The 18,898-nt window shown below is 42.8% G+C and carries 17 protein-coding genes; 15 read left to right on the top strand and 2 right to left on the bottom strand.

The window, feature by feature from the left end; all coding sequences use genetic code 11:
• Window positions 1-31 precede the first annotated feature (31 nt).
• From I3249_RS03700 to I3249_RS03660, 9 genes are all read left to right on the top strand, one after another.
• Window positions 32-502 (top strand): F0F1 ATP synthase subunit B, encoded by a 471-nt coding sequence (locus I3249_RS03700; protein ID WP_101205956.1) that lies wholly within the window; start codon window positions 32-34, stop codon window positions 500-502.
• Window positions 503-515: 13 nt separating this feature from the next.
• Window positions 516-1,139, top strand: coding sequence for a F0F1 ATP synthase subunit delta (locus I3249_RS03695; RefSeq protein WP_057762004.1), 624 nt, complete (start codon window positions 516-518; stop codon window positions 1,137-1,139).
• A gap of 93 nt (window positions 1,140-1,232) precedes the next feature.
• Window positions 1,233-2,777: a F0F1 ATP synthase subunit alpha gene (atpA, locus tag I3249_RS03690; protein ID WP_057762002.1), complete on the top strand. Its 1,545-nt coding sequence runs from the start codon at window positions 1,233-1,235 to the stop codon at window positions 2,775-2,777.
• Window positions 2,778-2,993: 216 nt separating this feature from the next.
• Window positions 2,994-3,875 (top strand): F0F1 ATP synthase subunit gamma, encoded by an 882-nt coding sequence (gene atpG / locus I3249_RS03685; protein WP_238068641.1) that lies wholly within the window; start codon window positions 2,994-2,996, stop codon window positions 3,873-3,875.
• 38 nt (window positions 3,876-3,913) lie between these two features.
• Window positions 3,914-5,347: a F0F1 ATP synthase subunit beta gene (gene atpD, locus I3249_RS03680; RefSeq protein WP_057761998.1), complete on the top strand. Its 1,434-nt coding sequence runs from the start codon at window positions 3,914-3,916 to the stop codon at window positions 5,345-5,347.
• A gap of 114 nt (window positions 5,348-5,461) precedes the next feature.
• A complete protein-coding gene (locus I3249_RS03675) occupies window positions 5,462-5,878 on the top strand; it encodes a F0F1 ATP synthase subunit epsilon (RefSeq protein WP_057761996.1) in 417 nt (138 codons plus the stop codon).
• 601 nt (window positions 5,879-6,479) lie between these two features.
• Window positions 6,480-7,196, top strand: coding sequence for a response regulator (locus tag I3249_RS03670; RefSeq protein ID WP_057761994.1), 717 nt, complete (start codon window positions 6,480-6,482; stop codon window positions 7,194-7,196).
• Between the two features lie 329 nt (window positions 7,197-7,525).
• Window positions 7,526-9,223 carry an ATP-binding protein gene (locus I3249_RS03665; RefSeq protein ID WP_238068640.1) on the top strand — a complete coding sequence of 566 codons (1,698 nt, stop codon included), beginning with the start codon at window positions 7,526-7,528 and terminating at the stop codon, window positions 9,221-9,223.
• 191 nt (window positions 9,224-9,414) lie between these two features.
• The gene (locus I3249_RS03660) at window positions 9,415-9,594 is read left to right on the top strand and encodes a hypothetical protein (RefSeq protein ID WP_238068639.1); all 180 of its coding nucleotides are present in this window, start codon (window positions 9,415-9,417) and stop codon (window positions 9,592-9,594) included.
• 38 nt (window positions 9,595-9,632) lie between these two features.
• Here the strand turns inward: I3249_RS03660 and I3249_RS03655 are convergent, their stop codons facing one another.
• Window positions 9,633-11,108, bottom strand: a complete 1,476-nt coding sequence (locus I3249_RS03655; RefSeq protein WP_238068638.1) for an ATP-binding protein — start codon at window positions 11,106-11,108, stop codon at window positions 9,633-9,635.
• Between the two features lie 426 nt (window positions 11,109-11,534).
• Between I3249_RS03655 and rpsP the strand changes: the two genes are divergently transcribed.
• The 4 genes from rpsP (at window position 11,535) to rplS (ending at window position 13,970) form a co-directional block, all read left to right on the top strand.
• Window positions 11,535-11,804 carry a 30S ribosomal protein S16 gene (gene rpsP, locus I3249_RS03650; protein WP_021812802.1) on the top strand — a complete coding sequence of 90 codons (270 nt, stop codon included), beginning with the start codon at window positions 11,535-11,537 and terminating at the stop codon, window positions 11,802-11,804.
• A 165-nt stretch (window positions 11,805-11,969) separates the two neighbouring features.
• Window positions 11,970-12,503, top strand: a complete 534-nt coding sequence (rimM, locus tag I3249_RS03645) for a ribosome maturation factor RimM (RefSeq protein WP_101205950.1) — start codon at window positions 11,970-11,972, stop codon at window positions 12,501-12,503.
• Window positions 12,504-12,580: 77 nt separating this feature from the next.
• Window positions 12,581-13,345 carry a tRNA (guanosine(37)-N1)-methyltransferase TrmD gene (trmD, locus tag I3249_RS03640; protein WP_238068637.1) on the top strand — a complete coding sequence of 255 codons (765 nt, stop codon included), beginning with the start codon at window positions 12,581-12,583 and terminating at the stop codon, window positions 13,343-13,345.
• Between the two features lie 205 nt (window positions 13,346-13,550).
• On the top strand, window positions 13,551-13,970 hold the full coding sequence (rplS, locus tag I3249_RS03635) for a 50S ribosomal protein L19 (RefSeq protein ID WP_165598205.1): 420 nt from the start codon (window positions 13,551-13,553) through the stop codon (window positions 13,968-13,970).
• 224 nt (window positions 13,971-14,194) lie between these two features.
• On the opposite strand, the gene I3249_RS03630 is transcribed toward rplS, so the two are convergent.
• A complete protein-coding gene (locus tag I3249_RS03630; RefSeq protein WP_238068636.1) occupies window positions 14,195-14,755 on the bottom strand; it encodes a DUF4442 domain-containing protein in 561 nt (186 codons plus the stop codon).
• A gap of 512 nt (window positions 14,756-15,267) precedes the next feature.
• On the opposite strand from I3249_RS03630, the gene I3249_RS03625 reads away from it, so the two are divergent.
• Together I3249_RS03625 and uvrC are read left to right on the top strand one after the other, a co-directional pair.
• Window positions 15,268-16,791 carry a DUF3360 family protein gene (locus I3249_RS03625; RefSeq protein ID WP_238068634.1) on the top strand — a complete coding sequence of 508 codons (1,524 nt, stop codon included), beginning with the start codon at window positions 15,268-15,270 and terminating at the stop codon, window positions 16,789-16,791.
• 154 nt (window positions 16,792-16,945) lie between these two features.
• On the top strand, window positions 16,946-18,790 hold the full coding sequence (gene uvrC, locus I3249_RS03620) for an excinuclease ABC subunit UvrC (RefSeq protein ID WP_114701789.1): 1,845 nt from the start codon (window positions 16,946-16,948) through the stop codon (window positions 18,788-18,790).
• The last annotated feature ends 108 nt before the right edge of the window (window positions 18,791-18,898 follow it).

The raw sequence follows: 18,898 nt of genomic DNA, 5'->3' as shown, positions 1-18,898 counted from the left end.
ACTGATTTTTCATTAACAAAGAGGTGATCACGTGAATATCAATTTTACCCTCGTCGGTCAAGCCATTGCTTTTGCAATATTTGTGATTTTTTGCATGAAATTCGTGTGGCCACCACTTATCGGTGCCATCAATGAGCGTCAGCGTAAAATTGCTGAAGGTCTGAATGCCGCAGAAAAAGCAAAAGCAGATTTGGCGACCGCGGAGCAAAATGTCCAGCAGGAACTTGATCTTGCAAAGACCAAGGCTGCCGCTCTAATCGAGCAAGCGAACAAGAGTGCCAATCAGCTCGTCGAAGATGCAAAATCGCAAGCCCAAGCGGAAGGCGAGCGCATTCGTCAACAAGCGCAAGCATCTATCGATCAAGAAATCAATCAAGCGCGTGAGTCATTACGTGCCCAAGTTGCTGAACTGGCTGTACTTGGTGCAGAGAAGATTTTGCAAGACAAAGTCGATGTGCAAAAACATGCCAGTATGTTAGACCAACTGGCGGCGAAGCTGTAATTGTGAGGATATAATGGCTGACTTATCAACCTTAGCACGACCGTACGCTAAAGCCGCGTTTGACTATGCCAACGAAAACGGCGCAGTCAACGAGTGGGAAAACTTCTTACTTGTTGCTAGCACTGTTGTCAATGACAAGTCGTTCAGTACTTGGCTAGACAATCCAGCTGTTTCTGCTGAGCATAAGTCAGCTGCTTTGGTCGATCTTTATGATACGCAAGTAGCTAGCGCTAATGATTCTGCTTTCAAGCAGTTATTAAGCGAAGCTCAAGGGACTAGCCTTGACAGTAACGTAAGCTATCCAAAAGTATCAGTAGCACTTAGTAACTTCGTTAAACAGTTATCAGAACAAGAGCGTCTGGCGCTGCTTCCTGAAGTTTATGAGCATTATCGCCGTCACAAGGCAATAAGCTTAAAGCAGCTTGACGCATATGTGACCTCTGCCTACCCATTGACTGATGAACAGCGTCAAACGCTACAAACGCGTCTTGCTGCCTCGCTAAATGCTAGTGTAGTGATTCACGAATCAGTTGATCCAAGTCTATTGGCAGGCGCTACAATCAAAGTCGGTGACAAAGTCATTGATGATTCGATGCGCGGCAAGTTACAACAGTTAAAAACACAGCTAACTGCCTAATGCCAATCATCAATATAGTCAAATATTGACTGTATGATTATAAGAGCAATTAAGTCAGTGGGCGGGTTATCATAAATTAAAGGAAACAAGGCAATGCAACAATTGAATCCAGCGGAAATCAGTAACCTGATTAAGCAGCGTATTCAAGACCTTGATGCGGGTGCAACTGCAAAGAATGAAGGCACGATTGTCAAAGTATCTGACGGTATCGTGCAGATTCATGGTCTTGAAGATGCCATGTACGGCGAAATGATTGAGTTTGAAGGCGAAATCTACGGAATGGCTCTAAACTTAGAGCGTGATTCTGTTGGCGCGGTAGTACTTGGTGATTACCTAAAGCTGCAAGAAGGTCAAAAAGCCTATTGTACTGGTCGTATTCTTGAAGTACCAGTAGGTCCTGAGCTGTTAGGCCGTGTTGTTGATGCTTTGGGTAATCCTATTGATGGCAAAGGTCCTATCGATGCCAAAATGACTGATAAAGTCGAAAAAATCGCTCCAGGCGTTATCGACCGTCAATCAGTAGATCAACCAGTAATGACTGGTTATAAAGCCGTTGATACCATGATTCCAATCGGTCGTGGTCAGCGTGAGCTTATCATTGGTGACCGTCAGACTGGTAAAACAGCGATGGCTATCGATGCGATCATCGCACAGAAAGCGTCAGGCATTAAATGTGTATACGTAGCTATCGGACAGAAACGTTCGACTATCGCTAACGTAGTACGTAAGCTTGAGCAAACTGGCGCACTAGAATATACCACTGTTGTGGTTGCTTCAGCATCAGAGCCTGCAGCACTTCAGTATATCGCACCGTACTCAGGTTGTACGATGGGCGAATACTTCCGTGACCGCGGCGAAGATGCACTGATTGTATTTGATGATTTATCAAAGCAAGCAGTTGCTTATCGTCAGATTTCACTACTATTACGTCGTCCGCCAGGTCGTGAAGCTTATCCTGGTGACGTATTCTACTTACACTCACGCCTACTTGAGCGTGCATCACGTGTAAATGCTGATTATGTAGAAAAGTTCACTAACGGTGAAGTGAAAGGTAAAACTGGTTCTTTAACCGCTCTACCAATCATTGAAACACAAGCTGGTGACGTATCTGCATTCGTACCAACTAACGTGATTTCGATCACTGATGGTCAGATCTTCCTAGAGTCTAGCTTGTTCGCCTCAGGTATCCGTCCAGCAGTAAACGCTGGTATCTCGGTATCTCGTGTTGGTGGTGCCGCTCAGACTAAGATCATCAAAAAGCTATCTGGTGGTATTCGTACCGCTCTAGCTCAGTATCGTGAACTAGCAGCATTTGCTCAGTTCGCATCAGATCTTGATGACGCAACTCGCGAACAGCTTGATCATGGTGAGCGTGTGACTGAATTGATGAAGCAGAAGCAGTATCAGCCGATGTCAATCTCTGAGCAAGCAGCCGTTATCTATGCTTCAAACGAAGGCTTCTTAGCTGACGTACCTGTCGAAAAGATTGGTTCTTTCGAAGAAGCGTACCTACGTTATATGCATGATGAGCAAAGTGAATTGATGCGTGAGATTGATGACACTGCGAACTACAATGATGATATCGCAGGTCGTTTAAAGTCATCTCTAGAGACCTTTAAACAAAATCACAGTTATTAATTTAACGGGTTAAGCCGAATTGGTTATAACTGTAGCTTAGAGCTGATAAAGTGGCGCGTTGTCTGACTAGATATTTGCGCCACTGTTTTAACCATTATCGGTATTAGATCGCGTAATGCCACAAGATATAAAATGTTATTCTGTAGGACTGATGTTGTATATCAAACGATTGTCGCATGCGCCAATGCTTTTTAACCCTCTTATATTGGAATCATTATGGCAAGCTTAAAAGAGATACGTGCCAAAGTCACCAGTATTAAAAGCACCCAGAAAATTACTCGTGCTATGCAAATGGTAGCGGCAAGTAAAATGCGCCGTGCGCAAGAGCGCATGGACGTGGGTCGCCCGTATGCTGATAGTATGCGCCGGGTTATTTCACATTTGGTGCATGCCTCATCAGACTATAAACATCCGTATATGGTATCGCGTCCAGTCAATAAGGTTGGCTATATTGTCATTACCTCTGACCGTGGCCTAGCGGGTGGTTTGAATATTAACCTATTCAAAGCTTTAACTAAAAGTATCCAAGATTATCAAGATCAGTCAGTACAAGCTGAGTTTGCAGTCATCGGTGCCAAAGGTGTGAGTTTCTTCAAAAACTTTGGTGGTAAAGTCACATCGGCTGTGACCGACTATGGCGATAAACCAACGTTTGAGCAATTAAATGCACCGGTTCAAGCAATGCTTGAAGACTATAGTAACGGCAATATTGACCGTATCTATGTGGTCTACAACCGATTCGTCAATGCGATGACTCAGAAGCCAACAGTCAATCAGTTGGTTCCTCTACCAGAGCAGTCATTTGGTGATGAAGACAGTGGTCTACAGACAGAACTTAGCTGGGATTATATCTACGAGCCTGATATCAAGACGTTGATTGATGAATTGCTTGGTCGCTATATCGAGTCGATTGTTTATCAAGCGGTAATGGAAAATATTGCCTCTGAGCAGTCTTCACGTATGGTTGCGATGAAAGCGGCAACAGATAATGCTGGTGACCTTATTAACGATTTACAGTTGGTTTATAACAAGCTGCGTCAAGCGGCGATTACCCGAGAAATCTCGGAAATCGTTGGCGGTGCTGCTGCTGTTTCATAATTGACTACACCTATATATAGAAGTTCAAGGAGAACGCAATGAGTAGCGGTCGTATTGTACAGATTATTGGCGCGGTTCTTGACGTTGAGTTCAACCGTAATGAAGTTCCTCAAATTTTTGATGCCTTGCAAGTAGACGGTACCGAAACTACCCTAGAAGTACAGCAACAGCTGGGTGACGGTATTGTACGTACTATTGCAATGGGTTCAACCGAAGGTTTAAAGCGTAACCTACCTGTTACTAATACTGGCGCACCTATCTCTGTGCCTGTAGGTACTGGTACGCTAGGTCGCATCATGGATGTTCTTGGTCGTCCTATCGATGAAGAAGGTCCTGTTGTTGCTGACGAAAAATGGTCTATCCACCGTGAAGCGCCAAGCTACGCGGATCAGTCAAACAGCACTGAGCTACTAGAAACTGGTATTAAAGTTATCGATCTACTTTGCCCGTTCGCTAAAGGTGGTAAAGTTGGTCTGTTTGGCGGTGCTGGTGTTGGTAAAACCGTTAACATGATGGAGCTGATTAACAACATCGCTCTAAAACATGAAGGTTTGTCAGTATTTGCTGGTGTTGGTGAGCGTACTCGTGAAGGTAACGATTTCTATCACGAAATGCAGGAAGCTGGCGTTGTAAACACTGAAGACTTCAGTAAGTCTAAAGTAGCGATGGTATACGGTCAGATGAATGAGCCACCAGGTAACCGTTTACGTGTTGCACTGTCTGGTCTGACCATGGCTGAGTACTTCCGTGATACCAAAGATCCTGTTACTGGCAAAGGTCGTGACGTACTATTGTTTGTTGATAACATCTACCGCTATACACTAGCGGGTACAGAAGTATCAGCACTACTTGGTCGTATGCCGTCAGCGGTTGGTTATCAGCCAACACTAGCTGAAGAGATGGGCTTACTACAAGAACGTATTACGTCAACTCAGTCAGGCTCTATTACTTCAGTTCAGGCGGTATACGTACCTGCGGATGATTTGACCGATCCATCACCTGCTACAACATTTGCTCACTTGGATGCAACAGTTGTACTAAGCCGTGATATCGCATCACAAGGTATCTATCCTGCGGTTGATCCACTCGATTCAACGTCGCGTCAGTTAGATCCACAAGTAATCGGCGAAGATCATTACAATGTTGCTCGTGGTGTTCAGGAAGTTCTACAGCGTTATAAAGAGCTTAAAGACATCATCGCTATCTTGGGTATGGATGAGTTATCAGAAGAAGATAAACTGGTTGTTTATCGTGCTCGTAAGATTCAGCGCTTCTTGTCTCAGCCATTCCACGTAGCTGAAGTCTTCACTGGTGCACCTGGTAAATACGTACCACTACGCGATACCATTGCTAGCTTTAAAGCAATCATCGCTGGTGAATACGATGACCTACCAGAGCAGGCGTTCTACATGGCTGGTAGCATCGATGAAGTAGTCGCTAAAGCTGAAAAAATGAAGTCTAAGTCAGCGTAAGTTGTATGAGCATAAGCTAACGAGTAGATATAATATAAACCTTATATCTACTCTTCAGTAACGCATCGCAGTTTTACTGTTTTTTGATCGCGCTTTGATGGTAAGGAATTAAGTATGGCAACGTTACAATGTCGCGTCGTAAGTGCTCGTGAAGAGTTGTATTCAGGCGAAATTAGCATGTTAATAGCTACTGGTACCGAAGGCGAGATTGGTGTATTGCCAGGTCACACACCGCTTATTACTTTGCTAAAGCCAGGTGCAATGCGAGTGCAAACACCAAACGGTGAAGAAGAAGTAATTTACGTCTCAGGTGGTGTACTAGAAGTACAGCCTAAGATGGTTACGGTATTGGCTGATACAGCTATGCGTGCACACAATCTTGACGAAAGCAAAATCGTCGAAGCACGTAAAAAAGCTGAGCAAATGTTAGTTAACCAGTCTGATACGCTACAAACCAATGCGGCTTTGGCCTCACTTGCAGAGTCTGTAGGACAATTACAGACTATTCGTAAGTACAAAAACCGCGCGTAATTTATTACTGATAGCTCTAGCTAATAATTTAGAGTTGTCGCTAGAAATAATGATAAAAAGACAGTCCATTATATGGGCTGTTTTTTTTATGCCTATTCATTATGAAATTAACGGTTCTGCATTGAATACACATGATTATCACTTGGATAATATTTGTGGCAGTTCACTCTATTCTCAGGAAAAATCTTTTATTATCAATGAATCATCGCCTATTGGAATTTTCTTAAAAAGACACTGGCGACAACGTTAATATATGGTTATATTAGACATAACGTATTATAAGCAACGAGCAGTAACTGTACGTGATAATGTTGGCTCGATGGTTTGGATAATTAGCAAACGATAGATAATACAAATTGCGATGTAGTAACGAAGTAATTGACGTAATTTCTGGACGCAAACTAAAGTTTTGATAGGGGTAGTTTATAGGTTTTGTTACCGACTATCAGCTATAGTATAGGAAGCTGATAATTTAATAGTATACTGTGCTACCAAGTTTGTAACAGCTATACGAACATCAATTGTGCCACTATATGGTGCTATTAATTTTACCGCTCTTACTTTTACTGCTTTTAAATTAGATGTATTAGAGGATATAACAATGACAACGAATGAAGAAGACAACACCCCCCGAATCTTGATTGTTGAAGATGATGAGCGTCTGGCCATGTTGACTCAAGATTACTTGGTCAAGAATGGTTTAGAAGTGGCAATTGAAACTGATGGTAATCGTGCTATTCGCCGTATCGTCAATGAGCAACCAGATATGGTTGTACTTGATGTTATGCTACCTGGTAGTGATGGTTTGACCGTATGCCGTGAAGTGCGTCCGCATTATCAAAATCCTATTTTGATGTTGACTGCACGTACTGAAGACATGGATCAGGTATTGGGTCTTGAGATGGGTGCTGACGACTATGTTGCCAAGCCTGCCCAGCCACGTGTATTGCTTGCCCGTATTCGTGCGTTACTGCGCCGCTCAGAAAATGCACCATCAGAAGATGTGCCACAACGTCTAGAGTTTGGTGAGTTAGTCATTGATAACGGTGGTCGCTCAGTTAATCTAGGTGATGAGCTCGTCGATTTCACCAGTGCTGAATATGATTTACTATGGTTGCTTGCTTCTAATGCAGGTCGTATTCTATCTCGCGAAGATATCTTTGAGCGTCTACGCGGTATTGAGTATGATGGTCAAGATCGTTCAATTGACGTACGTATCTCACGTATTCGTCCAAAAATCGGTGATGATCCAGAAAATCCAAAACGTATCAAGACAGTACGTAGTAAAGGCTATCTATTCGTAAAAGAAGGCAACTAATATTGTTGCTTCTATAGGTTGATTAATTATTAATCACTATTCGAAAAAACCAGCAACGATGCTGGTTTTTTTGTGGCTAAATTCTAATTTTTAAACTTAAACGCAGTGTTATGTGGTTTAATTAACCCATTATTATAGACGCTGACTAAATATATGTCATACATATAAGTCTTTGGATGATTGCTGCATATGAATTAAAATGCGGTAGTTAAAAGTCAAAGTTAAAGTCTATTCCTATTCGATCATGTTCGATATCGTCAAACACATAGCACTACCTATATGTTTGATGATATTGGCAATCTCTATTTATTAAGTTGGTCACGGCACGTATGTCATTAGTCTCTTCTTTAAAACACAGTATTTTTGTTCGTATCTATGCTGGGCTACTTATAGTCTGCTTGTGTGTGGCACTGTTTGCGCAGTTATTGATGGATACCATTAATAAGGAACGTGTCCAGTCCTATCGTGAAAATATGGCAAAGGGCGCGTTCCATTTGGTGAGTGAAGGCATCTCTCACCAAAATAGCGAAGAAGAGCGTGAATATTGGTTATCAGATGCGAGTAGTTTGTTTGGTACTACTTTTAAAGTCTTGCCTATTGACGAAGTAGATTTTAGCGCCAGTGAGCTACGCCGTTTTAAAAATGATAATACCGTTGTACGTTATTTCAACCAGCCTGTATATGCAGATGTTTATTATCGCTTGCCGGATAATAAGAGTGTATTAACAGCGAGAATCTCACAGGTTACCGAGCAGCAAGTACGGGCAATCGCGGTATTTCTGTTAGATGATTTGTCTTATCACATGACACTATCGGACAAGCGCGCACGTTTGGCTGAATTGGAGAAAAAGTTTTCTTTTCCTTTAGCGTTTAAAGCAGTTAATACGCTTGAGTTAGATTCAGATCAGATGGCTCGTCTGCGTCGTGACGAAGTCGTCATATCACTGCAAGATACTAACAGTAGTACGAGTAACTCTGCTATTAGGGTAATAGTACCCTCTGAAATCAATGATATGGCAATTTTAATTGGGCCTATACCGTTATTTAACTGGTTCCCGCTTAACTTAATTATTAGTATGATTCTTATCAGTATGTTCCTAATTAGCTTAGGTGTATATGCGCTCATCTTCCCGCTTGAGCGTAAGCTGCAATTGATTCAGGTAGGTGTGAATGAGGTCAGTCAAGGTAACCTTGATATTCAAGTACAGGTTATTGGTCAAGATGAAATAGCACGTTTGTCAGCAACTTTTAATTCCATGACCTCGCATATTAAGCGTTTGATTGAATCACAGCGAGAGCTTACCCGAGCGGTTTCACATGAGCTTCGTACGCCAGTGGCTCGTATTCGATTTGCCGTAGATATGCTTGCTGATACGGATGACGAAGACTCACGTTTTATGCAGCGTGACTATATTGATGAAGATATTGAATCGCTTAATGGTTTGATTGATGAGATCTTGACCTATGCTAAGCTTGAGGAAGGGTCACCAAAGTTAGATTTAGAACCAGTAAACTTAAGAGAGCTGTTAGAGCAGATCGAGCGCGAAACCAATGCGCTAGGTAAACCTATCAAAATAGTAACCAGTTTGCCGAATGCAAAAGTAACGGCAGTTGCGGATAGACGCTACTTACACCGTGTGATTCAGAACCTTGCAGGTAATGCGTTACGCTATGCAGAAACAACCATTATCATTAGTGCAGGTGTCAAAAAAGGCAATGCCTTCGTCAGTGTCGAAGATGATGGACATGGTATTCCTGAAGCAGATCGCGAAAAAGTATTCATTCCATTCTCACGCTTAGATGACAGCCGTACACGCGCGTCAGGTGGCTATGGCCTAGGCTTGTCTATTGTATCGCGTATTGCCTTTTGGTTTAATGGTAGTATGAAGGTAGATGAGAGTCGTGAATTAGGCGGTGCAAGGTTCGTAATGACATGGCCTATTAAACCATTGACGCAAATTCTTGCTGCTGATGAGTTAACGCAAGAGAAAAGCGAGCGCGACTTCGATACTAAGTTGTCAGACTAAACCAAGTTATAGGGCTAAGCTATAAGAGCAAGCTATCAGACTAAATCATCAGACTACGCCATAATTATTAGTCATGATACTAAAGACAATCAGCGCCATTTTAATGGTATAGCACGATAGCGCTTTATAGCCAGGTGACGCACTTGTCGCTATTTTTAAGACAGTTGGACAATGTCATAGGAGGGCATAGGATGCCATATTTATTTGGTGGCTTGGTAGTGTTGAATGCGATTACGCTAGGCTATTATTTGTTCTTAAAACAGCCGTCAACGACCCAAACACTACAAGCAACTCAGGCTGAAATTACCCAGCCATTAGCTTTTACTAACAGTGCTGAGTATATCCCGCCGGCTATTGGTAGCAAAGACTAGCTTTGATATCTTTGCTTATTCAGATTGAAGTCTTATCACTATTTTAAATTTGGCGCTGTACTGTCTACCTCAGATACTTCGTCTACGTCAGCCGCTAATGTCGTATCTCCAGCGACTTTAGAGAGTAGGGGAATACGTACGCATACTTGTAGCCCACCTTCAGGGTGGTTGATGGCTTCAACAGTACCATGATGTAATCGTGCAATACGATCAACAATCGCAAGACCTAGTCCGCTACCTTGAGTAGTCCGCGCCGTCTCTCCACGTTCAAACGGTTGCATAATCCGCTCTAATTGATCGTCGGCGACGCCATCACCGCAATCTCGTACACAAATCACTAGTTGTTCTTGAGCTTCTTTGTTCACCACATTTTCGCTGACCACATCCGTATCTTCGTCTTCGATAGTTTCGATAAATGTCGGTATAACCGTAGCCGATAAATAAATAGGTGGCTTTCCATAACGATTGGCATTGTTGACCAAGTTGATAATCAGACGCTTGATGGATAATGGACGTACGGGAACGACCTTGTCGCATTCTGACTCATATACAAACTTCATGGGCGCAAACTGCACCATGATTTCGTTAAATATGGTATCTAGATTGGTCAAGCTGACTGGCTCATCAGAACCGTCTTTCATAAAAGAGATGAACTGCTCCAAAATGGCATCCATATCCTCAATATCGTAAATCAGCCCTTCACGGAAAAAATCATCTGGTAGCATCTCTGCAGTTAAGCGCATACGTGTCAACGGCGTCCGCAAATCATGTGAGATACCGGCAAGCATTATTGTTCGCTCTTTTTGTGCCTGATTCAAGGTCGTGAACAGTCGGTTAAACGCCATATTAACTTGACGTATTTCTGTGGGGCCTTTCTGAGTTGGCAGTGTGGTTGCATGACCGAGACGAATATAATTAGTAGCTGCCCGCTGTAGGTAGCGTAGCGGGCGATTTAATTGACGGGCTAATAGAATAATCGTGAGTAATGATAGGATAGGCAGTCCAATCAAAAATAGCACCAGTAATGTCGGGCTATATTGTGAATAGTAAACCACAGGCTCACGCACCCAAAAACTGTCATCACGGCTATCTTGTACCCATAGCTGCGGTGTGGGCTTAAATTTAAAATAAACCTCTACAGGGCGACCAAGCTGCGCACCGATTTCACGTTGTAGTACGTCAGTAAAAAAGCTCACGAATGGCTTGTCAGCGACTTCTGGAAAGTCGCTCGGATTGTTTACCACGACGACATGAGAGTGCTGGTAAATCCATTGGCGTACTTCGGGACGACCTTGCCAGTCTTTATTAACGCTATTAATCAGCTGCAACTCACTCGTTAAATAGCGTGCATGGTTTTTTAACTCTGGCAGATACAGACTGCGCCAAAAGAACAAAATTGACAAGCTCACACTGATAAGCACGATAAAGGCAACCATCAAGGTCGTTAGCCAAGTGTTGGAATAAGAGCGTGGCAGCCAACCTTTACGACGCGGTTTTGGGTTCGGAGAGATCATATGTGTCCAACAGAGTAAAATAAAAGTTAGTGTGATATAGCCTGTAGTTTTCTAAACATAGTCGTCTTAAGGCGAGTATGTGCGTTAATTTATGGCGGTATATCATAGAATAGCATAATCAATAAATAGTACTGATACAGTATGCAATCGACGAGCGAGCCAGATAGTTATTGGAACAGGTATAAAGTTAAGCTTAAGGATAAATGTATTTAGCAATTGTCTATTTTTCAGAAAGAACGATAGTAATCTATAGAATCTAAAGAAAAACTTTAAAAATAAGCCATTATTACCAGTTATATTTTACTTAGGTCGACATTTAAGCTATTGTTAATAAATAATTAAATATGCACAGTTTATGTTTTCAACAAATAAAGACTGTGATATAATTATGCCCTTTTTGGTATACCTGCGAAAGAGAGAATTCACATGGTTGTTATTCGTTTAGCACGGGGCGGTGCCAAGAAACGCCCATTTTATCAAGTAGTTGTTGCTGATCAACGCCGCGCGCGTGACGGTCGCTATATTGAAAACATCGGCTTTTTTAACCCACTCGCTAAAGAGTCTGAAGAAGCAGTACGCCTAAACATGGAAGCGTACAATGCGTGGATCGCAAAAGGTGCACAACCTTCAGATCGCGTTGCTTCATTAGCAAAAGCTTACAACAAGTCTGCAGCTCAAACTGAAGCAACTGCTTAAGTTTTGGTTGTTACTGAGACGTTCATAGCAAAACTATGATATGACTCAGTAGACTTTAGAATACATAGCGTAACTGGTCTGACCAGGGTGCGCCATTAACTGTTTATCGCTTTTGACGCAATTGTTTTTACAATTGCTGTTTTAATCATTGTTAGGTTAGCTGCTATGTCATCTGTTCCAAACGCTAGTGCCCTTATGAAAATTGGTCAGCTTAAGAAGCCTTACGGCATTAAAGGCTGGCTTTGGGTATTCAGTGATACGGATGACCGTACAGCGATATTCGATATGAAGCCGTGGTGGATGAAAACTGCCACTGGCATGAAACCTTTAACTGTGAAGGCTTGGCGTGAGCAAGGAACAGGAATTGTGGCTCAATTTGAGCAGATTCCTGATCGTAATGTTGCTGAGACTATGAACGGTGTTACCGTTTGGGTCGAACAAAACGTCCTACCTGAAACAGCTGAAGACGAATATTATTGGTCGGATTTGGTCAGTCTGCGCGTGATGAACGAGCAGGATGAGTATCTAGGTAATATCACTGAAATGTTTGAAACCGGTGCCCATGACATCATGCGTGTAACGGCAAATTCAGACAGTTTAGACAATGAAGAACGCCTGATTCCATGGCATAAGCAAACTGTGATAGAAGTCAATATGACTGAAAAAACAGTGCTTGTGGCATGGCCGAGTGATTACTAATAGTATTTCTGGCTTTTTAGTCAGACGTTATTAGTACTTACACCGATTGTTTTAGCCTCAACGCAAGTAGACATCAGATGTATTTTGCCGTAATTAGTATTTTTCCTGAGATGTTTGCCACGATTCGTGAATTTGGAATCACGGGCCGAGCAGTGACTCAAGAGCAAGTTACGATTGAATGCATTAATCCACGTGATTATACCACCGATAACTATCGCCGTATTGATGAGCGCCCTTATGGGGGTGGTCCTGGGATGGTGATGATGGCTAAGCCATTATCGAAAGCCATTGAGGATGCACGATTGCGTGCCAGTCAGCATGGTTGCCGTGTCGATAGTGAGCACTGTCCGGTGATTTATATGTCACCGCAAGGACAGACGCTTAGTGAAAGTAGCGTAGTCAATATGACTGATTACGATGGCATGATTTTATTATGCGGTCGTTATGAAGGTATCGACGAGCGTTTACTGTCACAATATGTCGATATGGAAGTATCGTTAGGTGATTATGTGTTGACTGGTGGCGAATTGCCAGCAATGGTGCTGATGGATAGTGTGATACGTCGTCTGCCCGATATCATGGGTGATGACAAGTCAGCGGAGCAAGACTCTTTTGTCGATGGCTTGCTTGACTGTCCACACTATACTAAGCCGCATGAGTTTGCGGGTATGGCGGTTCCTGAGGTATTACTTTCAGGTCACCATGCCAATATCGCTAAGTGGCGTTTTAGTCAGCAAGTCAGTCGTACGCAAACGCGTCGTCCAGACTTATGGCAAGCGTTTACCCCAACGGTAGAGCAAGCGAAGTGGTTGAAAGCATTGGCCAAAGCAGATAAAAAGTAGATTTTTAAAATCTAACTTTATTGTTACTAGTTTTGATAAACAGTTAAGAAACAGAGTTTTGAGCAATAATAAAACGAGTCATCACATAGTGGCCGTTGGTTATAACCCATTTACGTTGTGTCTCACTATAAAGAGATGCGATTAATTATTACAAACAGGTGATATGCGTTAAGCCTCTATTATCTAATGTGAGGAGATAACTCTCATGAGCAACAAGCATCCATTGGTTCAGGTCATCGAAAACGCTCAATTGCTTGAGCGCCCAAGCTTTGCACCCGGCGATACCGTTGTGGTACAAGTAAAAGTACGTGAAGGTGAGCGTGAGCGTTTACAGGCTTTTGAAGGCGTTGTAATTGCTAAGCGTAACCGCGGTTTAAACTCAGCGTTTACCGTACGTAAAATCTCAAGCGGCGTTGGCGTTGAGCGTGCATTCCAGTTGCATTCACCAATCATCGATAGCATCGAAGTGAAACGTCGCGGTGCTGTTCGCCGTGCGAAACTGTACTACTTACGTGAGCGTTCTGGTAAATCAGCACGTATCCGCGAAAAACTTGCGCCACGTCCAGCTCAGAAAAAAACTGACGCTGGTGTACCTGATGCAGTTGATACTGCACCTGGTATCTAAGCACAAGTTTGCCGTTTTGAATTAGTCCTATAATTTTAGGATTGGCTCAAGACAAGGTAATAGTAGATACAAGCCCTTATTCATAGGTTTATTTATAAATAAGCGGGCCATACCAAAAAAGACGAAACCCCAATCTATGCGAAAGCTAGATTGGGGTTTTTGTATGTATAGCATTAATAATTTGAGTTTTATCAGCTCTGACAGTGCCAGTTATAAGCTAAAGTTTATTGAGCATCAAATGTATCGATGCGGTTGACTTGCTCTTTGGACTTACTGTATTTGCGCAGTCTAATGTATAAAGTCTTGGTAACGGTTGCAATGAGCTTTTGCTGCTCATCAACGATATCGACTTTATATTCACGGAATACCGCTTCGCCTTCTTTTGCTAGATCTTGAATAGTAATAATTTCAGAGCTAGGTATTTTCATGCGTGCAGTGACTTTGCTATTGCCAGGCGCAACAAAATCAATGTGTGAGCTTTTGTCCCACACCACATAATTGCTACCCAGTTGATGCATCAGCATGAGCATATAAAAAGGGTCAACCATTGAATATAAGCTACCACCAAATTGAGTACCGACGATATTTTTGTTCAGAGTGTTTAGTCCCATGCTTACCACGCACAAACCCTGATCGAGACTGATATGATCGATTTTGATACCTGCGCCAATGTATGGTGCATAAGTATTAAGGCGCAGCTTTAATAAATGCGGTGTCAGCAATGGCATGATGCTTTTCTTGGCACGACGTTTCAAAGTCTCAAGATTGGTAGGTAATACGCTCATAAACTTGTCCTGTTGCCTTTTCTCAATTTTTTGATTGTATCAATAATGCGGTTTTACACAGTGTCACTGAGAAATAAATCGATAAAAAATATTTATCATAATTAAAAAATACTCAGCCTGCTAGCTCTAAAGCGTAACCAAAATGACATATTTATGCCCACTTACAAGTAACGATCGTTATTTATTATAACTATCTTTGCTATTCATCTATGTGATAAAAATCTACCTAGATGTAAACAATTATCAATAAAATAGTCGTTTATTCTAATTCAAAGTCTATAACAGAGAGGTTTTTTCCTCATGGTTTTCTATTAAGGTCAGTTTCGTCTCAAATAGAAACTTTATTTTATATATTATAATGAGATACATAGTATCTATAAATGGTTTTAGATTCGCATTTCATCAAGTCTTGGCATACAATAGTTCGCAGTTTGTAATAGGCGCTTTGGTCTATGACATTAGAGCAGAGCGTGTGTAGTCAATCAAAGACGTAATCGACACAAGGAAATGTGATGAGTAACCCTCAGACCCCCTCTTCAGGGTCTAATACGCCGACCTCGAACGTAAACCACGACAGTCAAGTACAAGGCAGTTATGTAGACTTGCATAAGCCCAGTTCTAGTTTCGACAGTCGTGATGCTTATTTAAACCATGAATTACAAATCATGCAGCCGAAACGCTGGCGTCCTAATTTACCATTCCGTGATTACCGTTTTGAATACGAAGATACTATTCCAGCAATGGCCGCGACCATCGGTAAAGTTGTTATGGTGGGCGCCATTGCAGCAACCTTTGCAGGTCCACTCGGCTTAGGTGATGCGTTTGTTTTAGAAAACGTGCGCTATGAGCTATTGATCGTCTCTTTCTTTATTATCTTATTTTCGGGCTTTCTATTGCCGACGGCCAACCTTGCAGGTACTCACGGCCCACTTATTCCTCTGATTCCTATTGTGGTAGCAGCTGGTGGGCACCCGATGGCCTTTGGTTTGCTTATCGGTGCTTTTGGTCTGCTCCTCGCAATTAGTAAAGGGGGGAGTTTGCTGGCTAATTTGACCAGTAAGGGTGTGTGCGGTGGCCTCTTGATTTACTTGGGCTTTATCGGTACCACATCACAGGTCAAAAATCTCTTTGCTTGGGCAGAAGGGATTGGCATGTCACATATCGCTTTCTTTATTATTCTGGCGACTATCCTGCTGTATGCATTGCTTGAGCATTGGCAAAAACGCTGGCTCGCGGTTCCGCTAAGCTGTGTGTTAGGTGGTGGTCTTGCATTTGCATTGGGCGCACCTTTTGAGTTCAAAACAGCACCAGGTCTACCAAACATGAATCCAATGTATTGGTGGGGCGAAAACACAGGTTGGATGTTAGGTCTGCCGACGATTGAAAGCTTCATTGTAGTATTGCCATTTGCTATTTTGGCCGTGGCAATGTGGTCGCCAGATTTCTTGGGCCATCAGGTATTCCAAAAAATCAGCTATCCTAAGCGTACTGAAAAAGTGCTTATGGATATTGATGACACCATGACCAGTGCTTCATTTCGTCAGGTAGTCGGCTCTGTATTGGGCGGCTCCAACTTTGCGTCATCTTGGGGAACGTATATTGTTCCTGCGGCGATTGCTAAACGTCCAATTCCTGCCGGTGCTTTATTGACGGCTCTATTTTGTATTATCGCAGGGGTTTGGGGCTATCCAATGGATTTAGCCATCTGGCAACCAGTGATGTGTGTGGCCTTGATCGTTGGGGTGTTTATTCCATTACTAGAAGCTGGTATGGAGATGACGCGTGAAGGTAAAACTACGCAGTCTGCTGCGATTGTGGTATTTGCGTCGGCATTGGTTAACCCAGCCTTCGGTTGGTCGTTGACGCTATTACTCGACAATTTAGGCTTAATTGGCTCTAAAGAACGTAGTGCCAATTTGACTAAAATGAGCCGTTGGATCATACCAGGTATTATGTTTGTGGTACTGACAGGCGTGATGGCTATCGTTGGTATGCTGCCGGGTATTCCAGCACTGATGGCAAACTTCCGTCATTAGTAGTAGGTTATTGCATAAACGATAATAGAACAAACTAAGCCGGCGAAAGCTGGCTTTTTTATGGGTAGCACTGCGATAATAATTGGCTTGTAAAACAATGACTCCCGCCCCATAACTAGCAGTATTACTAAGATTTTCAAGAGCAATAAATTCTATGGTTAATGTCTCAGAATCGAGTCCTGTCGATGATAAAAAAGCCCGTCTTAAGCATCTGATTAAACGCCTTCCTAACTTGCCAGGAGTGTATAAGATGCTGGGTAAGAACGGCGATATATTATACGTTGGTAAAGCTAAGTCGCTAAAAAGCCGAGTAAATAGCTATTTTGCCAAAACGATTGATCATCCAAAGACACGGGCGCTAGTGGCGCGGATTCATAATATTGAGACTATCATCACGCGTAGTGAGACCGAAGCGCTGTTGCTTGAACAGAATCTGATCAAAGAGCATCGTCCACCTTATAATGTACTGCTGCGTGATGATAAATCCTATCTGTATGTGTTTATCTCAGCCGATAAGCCTTATCCACGCTTGGCTTATGGTCGCGGCAAAGGCAATCATCAAAAAGGTCGATTCTTTGGCCCGTTTCCCTCTGCACATGCGGCAAAAGAAACGTTGGTCTTGATGCAAAAAATGTTTCAAATGCGTCAATGTACCAATACCTTTTTTAAGCAGCGTCAGCGTCCTTGCCTTGAGTATCAGATTAAACGTTGTCGTGCGCCCTGTGTCGGTTTGGTATCGCCAGAAGAGTACGCAGAAGATGTAAATAATACCATTCGTTTTTTAAAAGGCGACTCTAGTGATATTCATACGACTCTGATTGAAAAGATGGAAGCGTCAGCTGAAGCGTTAGATTTTGAGAAAGCGGTATTTTATCGCGATCAGCTGTCTATGTTACGTGAAGTACAAGCAAGGCAAGCGGTTTATACCGTACAAGGTGAGGCAGATGTGATTGCGATTGCCAGTCAAGCTGGCATGACCTGTGTGAATGTGCTGACGGTACGTGGCGGCCGTGTACTAGGCGGAAAAAACTACTTCCCAGATGTGGACAGTAGTGAGTCGTTAGCAGATAACCTATCGGCCTTTATTACGTCATTCTATTTCCAAGTGACCGATGATTTGCCCGCCGAAATCATATTGAGCCATCAGATACCAGATCAGGTGGCAGTGAGTGAAGCATTGGCAACGCATTTCGGTAATAAAGTAGTCATCAAGACCAATGTACGCGAACACCGTTCAGAGTGGCTGGACTTAGCCACATTGAATACCAGTAATGCATTAAAAACCAAGCTTGGCGATTATTTAGAGCTGCATGCACGCTTTGGCGCACTAAAAGACGTATTGGCGACTGTCACCGATCGGACGATTGATCGCATTGAATGTTTTGATATCTCACATACGATGGGTGAAGCGACCATTGGCAGCTGCGTGGTGTTTGACCAAGGTGGCTCGCGTCGTCGCGATTACCGTCAGTATGCTATCCATGATATCCAAGGCGGCGATGACTATGCAGCGATGAAACAAGTGCTGACTCGGCGTTACAAGAAACAACCATTGCCAGACTTACTATTGGTTGATGGTGGTAAAGGTCAGCTTGGTATTGCCAAAGAAGTATTGACTGAATTGGGTATTCTTGGCGATACTTTGCTCATCAGTGTGGCAAAAGGGGAAGGGCGCAAGGCTGGGCTTGAAGTACTACACTTTATCGATCATGAGCCGTTAGATCTGCCAATGGATAGCAAAGCATTGCACTTGCTGATGCATATTCGTGATGAGGCGCATCGTTTTGCGATTACCGCTCACCGTAAAAAACGCGATAAGCGTCGCTCATCATCAGTGCTAGAGGTGATACCGGGACTGGGTGAGAAACGTCGTCGTGACTTGCTCAATCACTTTGGTGGTATGCAGCAGCTGCTTGGTGCTTCACAGCAAGAGTTGGCAGGCGTACAAGGCATCGGACCAGTACTCGCAAAAACGGTTTATAAAGTATTGCACGAGTAATGGATTAGATAGTATCAAGCAGCAGTTTTTATTGATTGTATACAAATAAGACTTTGTGAAGAGTAAACGAAAAAGGGGCAGTCTTGGATAAGTAAAATTATCCAAGAC

The organism is Psychrobacter sp. Ps1 (assembly GCF_022129425.1).
Taxonomy (GTDB): domain Bacteria; phylum Pseudomonadota; class Gammaproteobacteria; order Pseudomonadales; family Moraxellaceae; genus Psychrobacter.
This window is presented reverse-complemented; position numbering and strand designations above follow the sequence as displayed.